The sequence below is a fragment of the Streptomonospora sediminis genome (assembly GCF_054778995.1).
In genome coordinates, this window is record NZ_BAAGYZ010000067.1 from 38,942 (window position 1) to 55,030 (window position 16,089).

Genomic DNA, 16,089 nt, shown 5'->3' on the forward strand with positions numbered 1-16,089 from the left:
CTAAGAACCTTGTCCTTCGGCACCGCCATCCCGGCGTGGGCGGGTGTGCGGTCCGGAGGCAGGCCCTCGCGCAGGGCCCGCCTCCACGCTAGTGCCGACCTGCAAGAGGAACGAAGGGCTGTGCCGGTCCGCGAGGTCTTAGCGGACCCGCTGAACGCGGCCTACAGCCAGGTGGGCCCCCAGGCCGAGCTGTTGGAGACGCCCGGGGGCAGCGGCGGCAGGGGCGGGGCGCCCGGCGGCGGGGAATCCTCGCGGGTGCTGGGGGCGGGGCCGCCGGCCGCTTCGGGACTCTCGGTGTTCTCGCCGTTCTCGGTGACCTCGGCCTCCTCAGCCGGGTCCGCAGTACTGCGCTCGCCGGCGTGCTCATCGGCGGGCTCGGCGGTAGCGGACTCCACCGGAGCGGCTCCGGCGCCGCCGCCCGCATCGCCGTCCGCCGGTGCGGTGGCCCGGGCCGGTTCGGCGGGCTCCCACGCGGTGCCGGCGGTCCACTCCCCCGCCGTGTGCTCGCCGGTGCGGGCGTGGTCGCCGCCGCTGCCGTGCAGGCCGGGGCGGTGCCGGTTTCTGCGCGGCAGTGCCGCCACCCGGGTGCCGAAGCCGGTGCGTGGCGCCGCTGCGCCGGTTGCTGGCCCGGCGGCCCCGCGGGCGCCGGGGTCGCCGGCTGCTGCCGCGTTGTCGGGCTCATCGGCGCTTCCGGACTGTTCAGGGTGGTCCTGCAGCAAGCCTGCGGCCTGCTCCGGTGCGGCGACCGGGTCGGGCTCGGACGCCTCGGCTTGGTTGGCGTGCGCGCTGTCGGGGGAACCGGCGGCGCGGGCGCTGTCCGCGCCGCCCATACCGCCGCTGTCGGCGGTGCCGGTGTCAGCGCTGTCCGCGATGCCGACGCTGTCTGCGCCACCAGAACGGCCGGCGCCGTCAGGACCACCAGTGCCGCCCGCAGGCCCGGCCGCAGGCCCGGCCGCTTCGGCGGTGGGCGCCGCCCGGGATGCGCCTGCGGCCGGGGATGCGGCGCGCCGCCACCACTGCGCCGCCTCCTCGGCGGTGAGCTCCTCCTCGACCTCCAGCCAGCCGCGCACCAGCGGGTGGCGCCGCCCGGCGCTCCAGGAGCGGACGTAGGGCTGCTGCTCCAGCACCAGCACGTGTTCGCCGTCGACTTTGGGGATGTCGGCGGGCACGCCTTCGTTCCACACCCAGGAGCCGTCCAGGGCGACCAGGTTCCACCAGCCCTGGACGACGCCGGCGGCGGGGTCGGGCGCGCTGTCGCGGAAGGAGGCCGTCCACCGCGGGTCGGGGCGCTGTCCGGCCAGGCCGCGGCCCTGCTCGCCGATGAGTGCGTCGGCGAGCAGCGTGTGCAGTTGGAAGTTGTCGCCGATCCCGTCGAAGAGCACCCGGAAAGCGCGGCCCGAGGAGCGTTCCAGCACCAGCGCCGAGGTCGCCTCGGCCATCCGCAGCAGTGCGCGGATGTCGGCGAACTCCGGCAGCGCGGTGCTGAGCTGGTTGGAGATGGCCACGAGTTCGGCGCGCAGCTCGGGGTCGGAGCGTATGGCGCTGCGCACCTCGGCCCCGGTGAGCATGGTCTTGGCGGCCAGGCTGTAGCGGCGGATGGTCCACCAGCACACGGTGGCGGTGGGGGCGGTCTCGCCGAGTTCGGCGGCGACGCGTTCCTCGGCGGCGGCGGTGACGTCGTCGGGTTCGGGCGGTCGGTCGCCTCCGGTGCGGTCCCAGGCGTAGAGGAAGACGGCCGCGCCCTGGCCGATGCTGCGCAGCAGGCGCACGACCTCGACGCCGGCCGGGCCTGGTGCCGTGCCCATCTCGACGAGGGCGCCGGCGACCACGGCGAGGTCGGCGGTGATGCCGGGGGCGGTGTGTCCGCCGCCGAGGAAGGGGCCCAGCGCCTCCAGCGCCAGTTCGCGTTCCTCGGGCGGGACGTCGGAGGCCAGGTGGTACACCTTCTGCACGGCCGGCGGAAAGCGCCCGGGGTCGGTCACGACAGAGGCGTCGATCAGCTCCTGAAACGCCGTACGAAACTCATCGATCACGCACGCATCTTGACATATTTCGGACTCAGGTTGATCACAAGCCCAGGCGGGTTACGGCGTTGTCCTCCAGCGGGCTGGCGGTGCGGATGTAGCCGTGTACGGTACGCGGGTTGCTCCAGCGGCCCTGGCGCATGATCTCGCGGTCGCTGGCTCCGCCCATTGCGGCCTGGGTGGCGAAGCCGGCGCGCAGGGAGTGGCCGGAGAAGGCGTCGGGGTCGAGTCCGGCGCGGCGGGTGTAGCGCTTGACGAGGTCGGCGACGGCGCGGCCGGAGACGGCTTTTCCGCCGATGCGGCCGTGGCGGTCCACTGATGGGAACAGGGGGCGGCCGGTGCCGTCGGCCAGGTCGGTGCCGGTGTAGGTGTGGCAGCGGTGGGTGCCGGGCCGGGCGGCGGGCGGGCGGGCCAGGTGTTCGGCGACCGCTTGGGGGCCGCCGTCGCGGCGGGTTTGCAGCAGGTCGGCCCAGTCGGCGAAGGCGCAGATGGGGCAGGTGTGCGGGCGGCGTCCGCGGGGCAGGGCGACCTGCTGGCCGCGGCGGGCGTCCTGGTCGGTTTTGGTGGCGCCGAGCCGGACCACCAGTACGGGGTCGCCGGTGCGGTGGTCGGCGTCCAGTGCGAGGTCGTCGAAGGTCAGCGCGGCCAGTTCGCTGCGGCGCAGTGCTCCGGCGAAGCCGGCGAGCAGCAGCAGGGCGTCGCGGCGCCGGGCGGGGCCGCCGAGGGGGTCGGCGGGGTCGGGGAGTTCGGCCAGCAGCGCCTCCAGGGAGGGCAGCAACAGGGGGCGTTTGCGGTGGGGGGCGGCGCGGCGGCGGCGCCGGATGCCGCGCAGGGTCATGCGGACGACCTCGGTGCGGGTGGGGGCGGCCAGTCCCTGGGCGCCGTGGACGGCGGCGATGGCGGCGGCCTTGCGTTCCAGGGTGGAGGGGGCCAGTGCCCAGCGCCCGGGCTCGTCGGGGCGGACGGTGTCGGCGGCTGCGGCGAGGTAGACGGCGACGTCGACGGGGTCGGCGGGCAGGGACCGGCGTCCTTCGGCCTGGCACCAGGCGGTGAAGGCGATCCAGTCCGAGCGGTAGGCGCGCAGGGTGTTGGCGGACTGGGCCGAGGAGAGGTAGCGGGCGAGTGCGCCGGCCTGTTCGCCGTCGAAGCGGTTGCGTACGGCTTCCAGGGCGGCTTCGTCGACCAGGACGCTGCGGGTGCCGCGCGTGAGGTGTTCGCGCACTTCGGCGGGCACGATTTGGGCGATGCCGTCCTCGGCGGGCTCCTGGGCTGCGGGTGCCAGGGCGCTGGGGGGTGCGCCGGCGGGGGCGTCGGGGGTGTCGTCGTTGGCCACGACCGCCATGATGGCTTATCGGCGCCCGGTGCGCAGATCGCGGGCCCGGCGCGGCGCCGGTGCGGGCGGGCGGTGGGGCCGGGGCGGGCCTGCGGGGGTCAGCCGGCGCTGATGCCGTTGCGGATGGCGGTGAAGATGCCCGCCGGGCTGTCCAGGGTGAACAGCAGGATCCCCGAGGCCGCCAGCGCGGCGCCGAAGAGGATCGCGGCGATGCGGCGGCGCAGCAGGGCGGCCCACACGGTTCCGGTCAGCGGTGCCAGCAGGGCGCACACCACCAGGCCGAGCAGGTACCAGGCGGCGGTGTTCATGCTGGCGAACCCGGCTGCGTGCTGGCTGTCGGCCGCGCTCACCAGGGCGAACCCCTCGGCCAGGAACAGCACGAAGAACACCGCAGAGCCCAGCACCCAGACCGCTGCCAGGACGGTCCATACCGCCGCGGGCCAGCGGCGGCGGTCGTCGAGGACCACGGGGGTGCGGCTGATGCCGGAGGGGCCGCGGCCGGCATCGTCGCCGGCGGCGATGTCATCGAAGACGGTGCCGGCATCGCCCGTGTCCCCGGTGCCGCCCGTTTCCTCGGCGGGTGCCGCGGGGGCGCCGCCGCTGCTGCGGGCGCCGGCGGTGCGGGCGGTGGTCTTGCGTTTCTTCTTGGGAGACATGGGCTCCTTTCGTGGCATCCCTGGCTGCGGGGCCCGGCCGGAGGGGCCCGGCCCCAACGTAGCGGCCCGCCGCCGGTGGGGGCGCCGCCGCCGGGCTCAGAAGGCGAGCAGCAGGTGGATCGCGATCATGTAGACCACGGGCCAGCCCAGCAGCGCCAGCGACCACAGCGCGGCGCGGCGGTCGCCGGCGACGGTGGCGATGGCCGCGGCCAGCAGCGGAAGCCCCACGGAAACGGTGAAGCCCAGGGTGTACCACTCGGCAGCCGAGCCCTCGCTGGCGGCGATCGCCCGGAGGTAGCCCATCGGTCCCAGTACCAGGCTGCCGGCGCCGAGCACGCCTGCGGTGATCCGGACGCCCAAGGGGTGCCGGGTGTTTCGGACCTGTCGGTCTCCGTTCTGTGCAGGCGTCAACGGGGGAACCTTCTCCCAACGAAACGGCCGCCGAGGGCGGCGCGGGGCGTGCTGGTAGCCGGGGCGCACCGGCGCGGGCCGGACGGGCCGGCGGTCGGGGCGGCGCCGCGGCGCGGTGCCCACTGCCCCGTTCACGATTGTCCGGCATTGCCGGAGCGCTTCAGGCCGGGTCGGTGCCATTCCGGACATCCAACTCGGCCCGCCGGCGGTGATCAAGCCGTGGTCGCCGGTGGTCGCGGCGCCGCACGAGCAGCCGGGCCGCAGTGACGCGTCCCACCTCAATCGGTTGCCTGTGATTTCACACACAGCATAGTCGGGTGTCGGCGGTATGTCCTCTTTCCGACCCGCTTCCTGCCGCGTGGTGGGCGGGCACCGGTGCCGCGGCAGGGGTGGGCGGCCGGCGGGCACCGCTCAGTCCGGAAGGCCGACGATCTTGGCCGGTCTTGCCCGCCACCGTACGCCCCGGGCGGCTTCCGGTTCAGCTGCGCGGGTGGCCCTGCTGGGGCCAGGGGCGGGCCGTGTTGCGCAGGCCGGCGAATCCGGCCAGCACGCGCAGTTCCTGCACCGAGCGCGGCGCCGAGGCGCCCAGTTGCGGGGAGTAGACCAGCACGGCCACGGTCTGGGCCCGCGACAGCGCCACGTTGAGGCGGTTGCGCGAGAGCACGAAGTCGAGTCCGCGGGCGGCGTCTGCGGCGCTGGAGACCGTCATGGAGCAGATGACCGCCGGGGCCTCCTGGCCCTGGAACCGGTCGACCGTGCCCACGCGCACCTCGTTCAGGCCGGCCTCGTCCAGGGCCTGGCGCAGCGCGCGGACTTGGAGGTTGTAGGGGGCGACCACCAGGATGTCCTCGCCGGTGATCTCGCGGTCGGCCACGGCGCCGGGCTCGTGGAAGGCGCGCCCCACCAGGTCGGTGGCCGCGGCCACCACGGCGGCGACCTCCTCGGGGCTGTGGGTGGCGCGCCCGCTGTGGTCGACCTCGAAGCGGTACAGCCCGGCGGGCACCCCGCTCATCGCCCGTTCGGCGGCGCTGCCGTGGGCGCCGAGCATCCCGCGGTAGGACAACTCGGAGACGGGCCCGCATACCGCGGGGTGCATGCGCCGGGTCCGGTCCAGGAAGTAGCCCAGTTGCGCCGGGATGATCTCGGCTCCGCCGACCAGGTGTTCCAGGGCCGAGGCGGCGGCGCCGTTGCCGTGGGTGCCCTGGACGACCTGGGGAAGCTGCTGGGGGTCGCCCAGCAGCACGAGGTCGCGGGCGGCGGCCGAGACGGCGAGGGTGTCGGCCAGTGCGAACTGGCCGGCCTCGTCGATGATGAGCACGTCCACCGGGTCGGCCCGCATCGTCTCGTTGGCGAAGTTCCAGGCGGTGCCGCCCACCAGGTGGCCGGTGGTCTGCGCGGCGCGCCAGGCCGCCAGTTCCTTGGGGTTTTTGGGCTGTTCCCAGGGCGCCTCGGCGGCGGGCCGTTTTGCGGGCGGGCGTTTGGCGCAGGGCACCTCGACCCCGGCACTGCGGCCCGCGTGCAAGGCCGCACCCAGCACGTTCTCGACGGCTTTGTGGCTGGTCGAGCACACGCCCACGGTGCGGCCCTGGGCGATGAGGTGGGTGATCAGCTGGGCGGCCAGATAGGTTTTCCCGGCGCCGGGCGGGCCCTGCACGGCCAGGTAGGAGGAGTCGAGCCGGTCGACGGCGGCGATGGCGGTGGCCACCAGGTCGCCGCCGTATTCGGCCGGGTCGGGCAGGCCGGTGCCGTCGCGGGTGCGCGGCGGGCGCCGCCCGAGCACGTCCACACCGGCGCGGCGGGGCAGCTCGGGAAGTGCGGCCACGGCCTCCTCGGCCAGCGCCCACAGCGCGTCGTCTTTGGGGCTGGCCCGCACCGGGGCGCCGGGCAGCACCGCCGCAGGGGCGCGGGCGTAGGTCTCGCCTGGTGCGGAGGTCTCGACCAGCGTGAGGCTGTGGGCTGCGGCGGCCTCGACCGCGGCGTTGACGGTGTCGGCCTCCTGGCCCGGGGCCGCGTGGTAGAGCAGCCGGACCGAGTCGCCGGCGCTGAAGGGGTGGGGGCGGGCGGGGTCGGCGCGCAGCTCCAGTTCGCGGCGGGCCAGGCGCCGGCGGCCGGTGGGCTCCTGCCATTCGCCCATGCGCACGCGCAGCGGCACCAGGCACTCGTTGTCGGCTTCGAGCTCCTCCATCGGCGCCGAGACCCGGCGGAAGTAGTCCCACCACGCGGGGTTCTCCTCTCGGCGGTAGTAGCCCACCAGGGCGGCCAGCAGCGCCCGGGTCTGCTCGGCGGGGCCGCGGTGGGCGGGGTCCTCGGCCACCCCCTCCAACAGCGGGTCGGTCAGGGCGCGCAGCCGCGCCTCCTGCTCTTCGCGGCGGCGGCGGGCTTCGGCGGCGCGGTCCTCGGGGTCTTCTGCGACCAGTTCGCTCTGTCCGGCGGGGCGGGCGGTGATGCCGTGGGCGGTGCGCAGCTCCTCCAGCCAGGCGCGCAGCCGGGCGGTGGAGACGCAGTCGTCGCGGTTGTAGTCGGCGATGGCGTCGGCGACCTTGGCGGCGCGTTCGGTCTCGCCGGATTCGGCGGCGGCCAGGTAGTCGGCGTAGGCGTCGATGCTGGAGGCGGCGGTGGTGACCTCGCCGCCGCGCCCGCCGGGCTGGTAGAGCGGTTCGAGGTACTTGATGGAGTAGGAGCGCTGCGACACCCGCAGGCTCTTTTTGACGGCGGTGTAGAGGTCGACCAGGCGGCGGCCGCGCAGCAGCTCCTCGACCTGGGTTTCGCGGGTGCCGAAAGCCGCGGCCAGGAGTTTGAGCCGGTCGGCCTCGTAGGAGGCGTAGTGGTAGACGTGGGCGCCGGGGTCGGTGTCGATGCGCGCGCACACGAAGTCGACGAACTCTTCGAAGGCGCGTTTCTCCTGGGCGCGGTCGTGGGCCCAGAAGGCGTGGAACCGGGCCGCTGCGTCGTACTCGGCGGTGCCGGTGCCGGCCGCTGCGCCGGCGTCGGCCTCGGGTGCGTCGGCGCCGGTGAGGGTGACGGCACCGAAGAGGTACTCGAGGCCGCGCCCGTCGGCGCCGTCGTAGTAGGGATAGCCCTCCATGTCGAAGAACACGTCGCCGGGGCTGGGGGCGGGCAGGGCCGCCAGGCCCTCCTCTGCGTAGACCTCGGCGATGACGGTGCCCTGGGGGTCGGTGGCGCTGCGGGTGGCGTCCTGGCGGACCTGCAGCGCGGCCTGGTCGCGCAGCCGGGCGAAGGAGTGGGGCGGCATGGCCGCCGGGCGGTCGGTGTCGCCGGCGCGGGCCAGGTCGTCGATGGTGGCGATGCCGGAATCGCCGAGGCGGCGGGCCTGGTCGGTGCGGATACCGGCGACCAGCGACAGGTGGCGGGCTTGGGTGCGGCCGGTGGTGCACAGGCCCTGGTAGCCGCAGCCGTCGCAGGCGGGGCGGGGCGCGGCCCACAGCGGGTCGGGCAGCTGCGGCGGGTGCTCCAGGCGCTCCAGCAGGCGTTGGCGGACCCCGTGCAGGATCGGCAGGAACTCGGCGACGCGGTGGGTGTGCACTCCGCGGTCGCCGGTGATCAGGTGCATGTGCTCGCCGCGGCCCGGTTCGGTGCGGGCGAGGGCTTCGGCGTAGGCGGTGAGCTGGAGGATGGCCGAGGGTCCGGGGCGGCGGGCGAGCTTGGTGTCCCAGGGCTCGTAGCGTGCGGGCGTGCCGGGGTCGTGCGCGCCGGTGGCGGGGTCGGCGGCGGTGGAGATGAGGAAGTCGGCGCGGCCGTGGAAGCCGACACCGGGCGCGAGGGTGTCGTAGAAGCAGCCCTGGTAGATGACGGGGGCGCCGTCGGCCATGGCCGCGGCGGTGGCCGCCGCGGCGGCGCGCATGGCGGCGTCGGTGGGTGCGGGGTCGGCGATGGCCACCACGCCGTCGCCGAACAGGCCGCGCAGCCGGTCGAGTTCGGCCTGCTCGTGGGCTGTGCCCTGCTGGGCGATGAGCGGGTCGAGGTCGGTGGGTGCGGGGGCGCCGGGGACCTCGGCGGCCGCGGCCGCGCGCAGTTGGCTGCGGTGGCCGCACTCCATGGTGTCGACAAGGTCGGTGGGCGAGATGACGCGCCGGTCACCGGTGTGGAACACCTGCCTCACCCTTCCCCGCCGTCCCTGCCGCCGCGGCCGTCCCGGCTTTCAGCCTGAGCGCATTGTGCCACGCCGGCAGGGCCGGTCGCGGCCGGTGCCGGGTGCGGGCGCGGGGTGTCGGCGGCGGGGGCCGCCGGGCTGCGGGCGGTTCAGCCCACGACCTGCCATTCGACGTCGACGACGCCGGCGCTGGCCGAGGCGATCTGCTCGAAGGAGGCGGTGGACAGATCCAGGCAGCGTCCGGCGATGTAGGGGCCGCGGTCGTTGATGCGCACGGTGGCGGTCTTGCCGTTGTCGGGGTTGGTGACCTGGACCATGGTGTCCATCGGCAGGCTCTTGTGCGCGGCGGTCATGGCGCTGGGGTCGAACTGCTCGCCGCTGGCGGTGGGCTGGGGCTCGGAGTACATGGAGGCCTCGCAGGAGCCGCCCTGGCCGGTGGGGCTGAGGTCGGAGCCGCCCGCTGAGGAGCCGGAGTCCCCGGTGGGCTCGGGGTCGGTCTTCTCTTCGGCGGCGGTGGTGGCGCTGAAGGACTGGGAGGCGGCCTGCAGGGCCTGCTCGCGCTTTTTTGCGGCCTGGGCGCCCTCGGAAGCCGAGGCCGAGCCCTGGGGTGCGGGCCGGGCGTCGGCGGTTTCGGCGCTGGGCGGGCCGGCTTGGGCGGAGGCGCCCTCGGGGCCGCCCGTGAGGTGGCTGAGGGTGGCGGCGCCCGCGGTTCCGGCGGCGATGAGCACGGCTCCGGTGGCGGTGACGGCGATCATGGTGCGCTTGTGCGGCAGGCGCTCGCGCAGGGATGCGCGAGAGGGCCGGTGATTGCCCACGGCGGAAGGTCCTTTGCTCGGGGACTGGGGTCGGCCGCGCCGGCGACCGGGCGGGGGCGGGTCGGGCCGATGCGCGGGGGTGCCGCCCGGGGCAGGGGGGCGGCGCGGGCCTCGGATGCGGGGGTGGGCCGCGCGAGCGGGCGCACCGAGTGCCGAAGCCCGAGATTATTCATCACGAGAGGGTAACGTGTCCAGTCGGTGGCGTTTCGAGGCGATTTGCGGCAATTACATGGTCTATATGACGTTTGTCGGTTTGTTGGTAGATCGCGGGCGGTGCTCAGCGGCGCTGCGGCAGCCCGCCGGGGAACAGTTCGGCCGCGGCATCGTCCAGACCCACCCCGTTGAGGGCGCAGACCGTGCGGGCGAGTTCGGGGTTGTCCAAGTGGCCGCCGACCGCGCCGATGACACCGGTCAGGGCCCTGCGCACGTCGGCGCCCAGGCTGCGCGCTGCGTAGTGGGCCGCGACCGCCGGCGTGCGCGACTGCCCGGCCGCGCAGTGCAGCAGCACCGTTTTGCCTTCGGCGCGCAGCGCGGCCACCAGCCCGGCGGCCTCCTCCAGCACGAAGTACAGGTTGGCGTTGACCCCGGGGGAATCGGCCAGCCACACCTGGATCCGGTCGCGCGCGGCAACCCCGGTGTGCAGGTCGCCGGGGCCCAGCCGGTTCAGCGAGACGACCGCGTCGACGCCGGAGGGCCGCTGCCGCAAATAGGAGAGGTTGCCCAGCACCACCCCCGGGTCACCGGGGTGGGCGGTGTGGAACGGCGTGGAGATCGCCGCGGCGGCCTCGGTGCGGTAAGCGGGCGCTTGGGGCCAGCGGTCGGGGTCGCCGCCGCGCGCCAGCACGATCCCGCGGGTGATGAGGTCGCTCGGCGCCAGGGTGTCGCAGAGCCGGCGCTGGGCCTCCAGCGGGACGCCCGAGGCACCCCAGCGGGCCCCGGCCAGCGCGCCGGCGTACAGGGCGGCCTGGTCGCCGGCCACCGCCCAGGCCCGCCACACCGACTCGACCAGGTGGCGGCAGGGGAACCGGCCCCCGGCCGGATCCAGATCCGGAACCGGGGTTTCGGCCACGGCGCGCCAGGCGGCACCGGTGGCCTCGCCGTCGGCGGCGCCCGCGGGCTCGGGCACGCGCCCTTCGGCGACCGCGGCACCCACGGCGCGGGCAAAGGCGCCGGCGGCGGTGCCGACCGGGCCACCGGCACCTGCCAGGGCCGACTCCAGCAACCGGGCGGGTTCACTGGAGCCGGCGCCGCCGTCGGCACCCACCAGGCCCGCCGCCTGCTCGGGGGGCGCACCGACCATGCACGCGGCCGCGGCCGCTCCCAGCCACACCCCGGCGGCGCGGTCGTAGCGGGGGTCGTCGCGGTGCCAGTCGGCCGCCGCCTCGGGCCCCGAGCCGGCGGTGGCCGGCGGGGCAGGTGTCAGGTCGGAACCCATGCCGCTCCAGTACAGATCGGGGGTCGAAAGGGCGGCCGTGCGGCCGCGACCGCACCGGATATGCCCGCCACCGGCCCACGCTAATGGAGCCCTGCCGGTTGCGGCCACCGCCTTGACCGCACGGGATACGCACAGCACCCGCCGTGGGGCCGGTGCGCCCGGGGCCCGCCCCTCACACCGCGGCGGCCAGGGCCGCTTCGGTGTAGCGGGCGGCGACGGCTTCGGCGATGGCGGGGTCGGGGCACAGCGGTTCGGCCACGGCATCAGCGCCGGCCTGGGCCAGGCGCTGGTGGAACAGCCCGGGCGCCAGCAGCCACGACGCCAGCGCCACGCTGCGGTGGCCGCGGTCGCGCATCGCCGCCACCGCCTCGGCGACGGCGGGCCGGGCGGTGGCGACATAGCCGGGCGCCACCGGCGCGCCCAGCCGCGCCGACAGCCGCCCGGCGGCCGCCTCGACCTGGGCGCACGCATCGGGGTCGTAGGAGCCGGCCGCGGCCAGCACCACGGCGCCGCCGCCGCGCCACCCGGCCTGGTGCAGGCGGCGCCGGGCCGCCTGCACCAACCGTTCGTCGCCGCCCAGGGCACCGGTGATGGCGGCGTCGCCGCGCCCGGCCCGAGCCAACTGCTGGGGGATGTCGACGCGCACGTGGTAGCCGGCCGCCAAGAACGCGGGCACCACGACGATGGGGCCGTCGATGCCGGCGGCGACCTCGCCCACGTCGGGGGCGAGCACATCGGCGAAGGCCAGCCGCACCGGCGCCCCGGTCAGCTCGGCGACACTGCGCGCCAGCCGGCGGGCCGCGGCACTGCCGCGCGGGTCCTGGGTGCCGTGCACGGCCAGCAGCAGGGTCGCCGGCGCCGGGCCCTCCGGTGCTGGGTGATTGCGGCGTTGCACGTGTGCCACCTCACTTCGATCCGACTTCGGACACTCCACGGGCTGCACACCAGCGGGCAGCCGAACCACGGGGCCGCGCGCCTGCGCGGCCCGGCACACCGGCGGCGAGGGCGGCCGCTCAGCCGTTCCCGGGTGCGCAGTCACCGCTGTCCAGCGCGAGCCGGTAGCCGCGCTTGACCACGGTCTGGATGATGCGGGCATCGCCCAAGGCGCTGCGCAGCCGTGCCACGGCGGTCTCCACGGCGTGGGCGTCGCCGTCGCCGCCCAAAGACACCAGCAGATCGGTGCGGTCGCGGACCTGGCCGGGGCGGGCGGCGAGTTCGCGCAGCACCCGCATCAGCGCGGGCGAGACCGGGCACAGCGCGCCGTCGACCAGCGCGGCGTGGCCCAGCAGCCGCAGCCGGTGCCCGGCCACCGGCAGTTCGGGCGAGCGTTCGGGCAGTTCCTCTGCCAGGCGTTTGACCATGGCGCCGATGCGGGCGCGGTCGGGCCAGACGGTGGGCACGTCGGCGGCCATGAGCGGCCGGGCGGTGACCGGCCCCACGCACATGGCCAGGGCCGCCCCGCGCAACCGGGCCAGCAGCGTCTCTTCGACGCCCAGCACGCGGGCGCGGTCGAGCAGGCCCGCGGCGGCGGGCGCGCTGGTGAAGGTGACGGCGTCGACGCCGCCGCCGGCGATGTCGTCGATGAGCCGGTCCAGTGGTGCGGTGTCCTCGGGTTCGGTCCACCGGTAGACGGGGACCTCCACGACCTCGGCGCCGGCCATGCGCAGCGCGGCGCAGAAGTCGGGCAGCGGTTCGCCGTGCAGCTGCACCGCCACGCGCAGCCCCTCCACCCCCGATTCCAGCAGGTAGTCGAGTACTTCGGCGGAGGATTCCGAAGGCGGCGACCATTCCTCTTTCAGGCCGGCGGCGCGGATGGCGCCTTTGGCTTTGGGGCCGCGGGCCAGCAGCCGGGAGGAGGCCATGGCCGCCACCAGCGGTTCGGTACCGCCCCAGGTGTCGCAGGCTTCCAGCCATCCGCGGAACCCGATGCCGGTGGTGGCCACGACCACGTCGGCGGGGCGTTCGGCCAGTTCACGCGAAGCGGTGGCCAAGCGCTGGTCGTCGCTGAGCGGGACGATGCGCAGCGCGGGTGCGCTGGTGACCTCGGCGCCCTTGCGGCGCAGCAGCGCCGCGAGCTCCTCGGCGCGGCGGGCGGCGGTGACGGCCACCGTGAACCCGGCCAGCGGCGCCAAGGCGGGTGCGGGGTGGGGGCCGTCGCCTTTTGCGGGCGCGGTCGGTGGGGTGGGTGTCATGTCGCGGCCTCGTCCGGTCGGGTGCACACGTCGATCACGCCGTCGCGCAGCCGTACGGCGCGGGTGGGCAACCGGACGGCAGGGTCGTCCAGGCACCGGCCGGTGCGCAGGGAGAACACCTGCTTGAGCATGGGTGAGGCGACGGTGGGCTCGCCGGACCGGTCGCCCACGATGCCGCGGGAGATCACCGCTGCGCCGGTGAAAGGGTCGATGTTGCCCACGGCGTAGAGCGCGTCGTCGTGCGTGCGGAACACGGCGACCTGCTGGCCGTCGGGCAGCAGGACGGCGGCACCGCGTTCGCTCTTGAGCTTATCGGAACCGCAGGCGGCGACCCACAGCCGGTCGGGACTGGCGGGCAGGGTGGGCGTGCTCATTGTGGCTCCCTGGGGTTGGCGGGTGCGGGCGGGAGTGGTCGGGCCCGGCCGGTGCCGGCGCGGGACCGGGGGCCGGGCGGGCGGGCGCTCAGGTGGCGGCGGGCTCTGCGGCCGTGCGTGCCTGGGGCATGCCCAGCTGCACCGGTGCGGCGGGCACGGGCTGGTCGCGTTCGACGTCGAAGGCGATGGTGGGGTCGGGCGTGTCGGGGGCGTTGGCAAAGGACACGAACCGGGACAGTTTCTCGGGGTCTTCCAGCACACCGCGCCACTCGTCGGCGTAGCCGGCGGTGTGGCGCTGCATGGCCTCCTCCAGCTCGGCGGCGATGCCCAGGCTGTCCTCGACCACGACGGCGCGCAGGTGGTCCAGGCCGCCGTCGAGCTGCTCGATCCAGGCGGCGGTGCGCTGCAGCCGGTCGGCGGTGCGGATGTAGAACATCAAAAACCGGTCGATGTAGCGGATGAGGGCGTCGTCGTCGAGATCGCCGGCCAGCAGTTCGGCGTGGCGCGGGGTGAACCCGCCGTTGCCGCCGACATACAGGTTCCAGCCTTTTTCGGTGGCGATGATGCCGAAGTCCTTGCTGCGGGCCTCGGCGCACTCGCGCGCACACCCCGACACCGCCGACTTGAGCTTGTGCGGGGAGCGCAGCCCGCGGTAGCGCAGCTCCAACCGGATCGCCATGGCCACCGAGTCCTGCACCCCGTAGCGGCACCAGGTGCTGCCCACACACGACTTGACGGTGCGCAGCGCTTTTCCGTAGGCGTGGCCGGACTCGAACCCGGCCTCGACCAGCCGGGCCCACACGGCGGGCAGCTGCTCGACGCGGGCGCCGAGCAGGTCGATGCGCTGGGCGCCGGTGATCTTGGTGTAGAGCCCGAACTCGCGGGCGACCTCACCGATGGTGATGAGCCGCTCAGGGGTGATCTCGCCGCCGGGCACCCGCGGCACCACCGAGTAGGTGCCGTTGCGCTGGATGTTGGCGAGGAAGTGGTCGTTGGTGTCCTGCAGCGCGGCCTGCTCGCCCTCCAGGATGTGGCCGCCGCCCAGCGACGCCAGGATGGAGGCGACGGCGGGTTTGCAGATGTCGCAGCCGCGCCCGGTGCCGTGGCGGGCGATCAGCTCGGTGAAGGTGGAGATACCGGTGGCGGTGATGATCTCGACGAGGTCGGCGCGGGAGTGGGTGAAGTGCTCGCACAGCGCAGTGGACTGCTCGATGCCGGAGTCGGCCAGCAGGCTCTTCAGCATCGGCACGCACGACCCGCAACTGGTGCCGGCCTTGGTGCAGGCCTTGACGGCGGGGATGTCGGTGCTGCCTTCGGTGATGGCTGTGCGGATGGCGCCCTTGGTGACGGCGTTGCACGAGCACACCTGGGCGTCGTCGGGCAGCGCGCCCACGCCCGCCCCGCCGGAGCCGCCGCGGTCGGGGGCGATGAGGTCGAGCGGGTCGCCGGGCAGTTCGCGGCCCACCAGCGGCCGCAGCCCGGCATAGGCCGAGGCGTCGCCGACCAGGACGCCGCCCAGCAGCGTGGTGGCGTCGTCGGAGACCACGAGTTTGGCGTAGCGGCGGCCGGGGGCGTCGTTGAGGACGACCTCCAGGGCGCCTTCGGCGCTGCCGTGGGCATCGCCGAAGCTGGCCACGTCCACACCCAGCAGTTTGAGTTTGGTGGAGGTGTCGGCGCCGGCGAAGGCGGCGTCGCCGCCGGCCAGCCGGTCGGCCGCGACCTCGGCCATGGCGTTGCCGGGGGCGATGAGCCCGTAGACGGTGCCGTCGAAGCTGGCGCATTCGCCCACGGCGAAGATGCGGGGATCGTTGGTGCGGCAGGCGGCGTCGACGGCCACACCGCCGCGGGGGCCGATGTCGAGTCCGGCGTCGCGGGCGAGCTGGTCGCGGGGCCGCACACCCACGGAGAACACGACGATTCCGGCGTCCAGGGCCGTTTGGTCGGGGCCGGCCTCGCCCAGCCGTACCCGCAGCCCGTTGCCGCCGGCGCCGGGTTCGATGCCGGCGAGTCCGGCGGCGGTGTGGCAGGTGACGCCGGTGTCGGCGATGAGCCGGCCCAGGACGGCGCCGCCGCCTTCGTCGACCTGGCGCGGCATCAGCCACGGCGCCATCTCGACCACGTGGGTGTCCAGGCCCAGCAGTTGCAGTGCGTTGGCGGCTTCCAGGCCCAGCAGGCCCCCGCCGATGACCACGCCGGCCGGGGCGCCGGCGGCGGCCGGGTCGGTGGCGGCGCGGGCGGTGGCGGTGATGGCCTCCAGGTCTTCGATGGTGCGGTAGACGTGGCAGCCGGGCAGGTCGCGGCCGGGTACCGGCGGCACGAACGCCGATGAGCCGGTGGCCAGCACCAGCGCGTCGTAGCCGAGCACGCGCCCCGTTGCGGTGGTCACGGTTTGGGCGGTGCGGTCGATGGCGGTGGCGGGTTCGCCCAGCAGGACCTCGACGCCGGGGCGCGCGGACAAGTCGGCCAGGCGCAGCTGTTCCTCGCCGGCGCCGTCGAAGTAGGACGACAGCGCGACGCGGTCATAGGCCGGGCGCGGCTCCTCGCCCAGAACGGTGATGTGCCAGGGGGTGGCGGTGTCGCGGCTGAGGACGGCCTCGACGAGGCGGTGTCCGACCATTCCGTTTCCGATGACCACGAGCTGTCTCATGCCGGGTTCTTCTCCTCGCTGGTGGGCGGGGCGCCTGGCGCCGGCGGCCGCTGCTCTGTGCCTTTCAGGCAACCCGCAAGGTGTTTCGCGA

At 75.0% G+C, this 16,089-nt stretch carries 11 protein-coding genes; all 11 read right to left on the reverse strand.

Going from position 1 to position 16,089, the window contains the following annotated elements; translation table 11 throughout:
* Nucleotides 1–161: 161 nt before the first annotated feature.
* The gene (locus ACYVD5_RS13385; protein WP_461001338.1) at nucleotides 162–2,033 is read right to left on the reverse strand and encodes a hypothetical protein; all 1,872 of its coding nucleotides are present in this window, start codon (nucleotides 2,031–2,033) and stop codon (nucleotides 162–164) included.
* Between the two features lie 34 nt (nucleotides 2,034–2,067).
* Entirely contained in the window at nucleotides 2,068–3,366 is a 1,299-nt protein-coding gene (locus ACYVD5_RS13390) for a site-specific integrase (protein ID WP_461001339.1), read from the reverse strand.
* An 89-nt stretch (nucleotides 3,367–3,455) separates the two neighbouring features.
* Nucleotides 3,456–4,013 (reverse strand): hypothetical protein, encoded by a 558-nt coding sequence (locus ACYVD5_RS13395; protein WP_461001340.1) that lies wholly within the window; start codon nucleotides 4,011–4,013, stop codon nucleotides 3,456–3,458.
* A 96-nt stretch (nucleotides 4,014–4,109) separates the two neighbouring features.
* Complete coding sequence (locus tag ACYVD5_RS13400; RefSeq protein ID WP_461001341.1) at nucleotides 4,110–4,424, reverse strand: hypothetical protein; 315 nt, start codon at nucleotides 4,422–4,424, stop codon at nucleotides 4,110–4,112.
* A gap of 478 nt (nucleotides 4,425–4,902) precedes the next feature.
* Nucleotides 4,903–8,535 (reverse strand): TM0106 family RecB-like putative nuclease, encoded by a 3,633-nt coding sequence (locus tag ACYVD5_RS13405; protein ID WP_461001342.1) that lies wholly within the window; start codon nucleotides 8,533–8,535, stop codon nucleotides 4,903–4,905.
* Between the two features lie 149 nt (nucleotides 8,536–8,684).
* A complete protein-coding gene (locus tag ACYVD5_RS13410) occupies nucleotides 8,685–9,350 on the reverse strand; it encodes a septal ring lytic transglycosylase RlpA family protein (protein WP_461001343.1) in 666 nt (221 codons plus the stop codon).
* Nucleotides 9,351–9,627: 277 nt separating this feature from the next.
* A complete protein-coding gene (locus ACYVD5_RS13415) occupies nucleotides 9,628–10,785 on the reverse strand; it encodes a dual specificity protein phosphatase family protein (protein WP_461001344.1) in 1,158 nt (385 codons plus the stop codon).
* A gap of 172 nt (nucleotides 10,786–10,957) precedes the next feature.
* Nucleotides 10,958–11,680, reverse strand: coding sequence for a sirohydrochlorin chelatase (locus ACYVD5_RS13420; RefSeq protein ID WP_461001345.1), 723 nt, complete (start codon nucleotides 11,678–11,680; stop codon nucleotides 10,958–10,960).
* Nucleotides 11,681–11,798: 118 nt separating this feature from the next.
* Entirely contained in the window at nucleotides 11,799–12,977 is a 1,179-nt protein-coding gene (locus tag ACYVD5_RS13425) for a uroporphyrinogen-III synthase (protein WP_461001346.1), read from the reverse strand.
* Nucleotides 12,974–13,351: a nitrite reductase small subunit NirD gene (gene nirD / locus ACYVD5_RS13430; RefSeq protein ID WP_461001347.1), complete on the reverse strand. Its 378-nt coding sequence runs from the start codon at nucleotides 13,349–13,351 to the stop codon at nucleotides 12,974–12,976. The genes ACYVD5_RS13425 and nirD overlap by 4 nt, the downstream gene beginning before the upstream one ends.
* Nucleotides 13,352–13,439: 88 nt before the next feature.
* Nucleotides 13,440–15,998 carry a nitrite reductase large subunit NirB gene (gene nirB, locus ACYVD5_RS13435; protein WP_461001348.1) on the reverse strand — a complete coding sequence of 853 codons (2,559 nt, stop codon included), beginning with the start codon at nucleotides 15,996–15,998 and terminating at the stop codon, nucleotides 13,440–13,442.
* Nucleotides 15,999–16,089 lie beyond the last annotated feature (91 nt).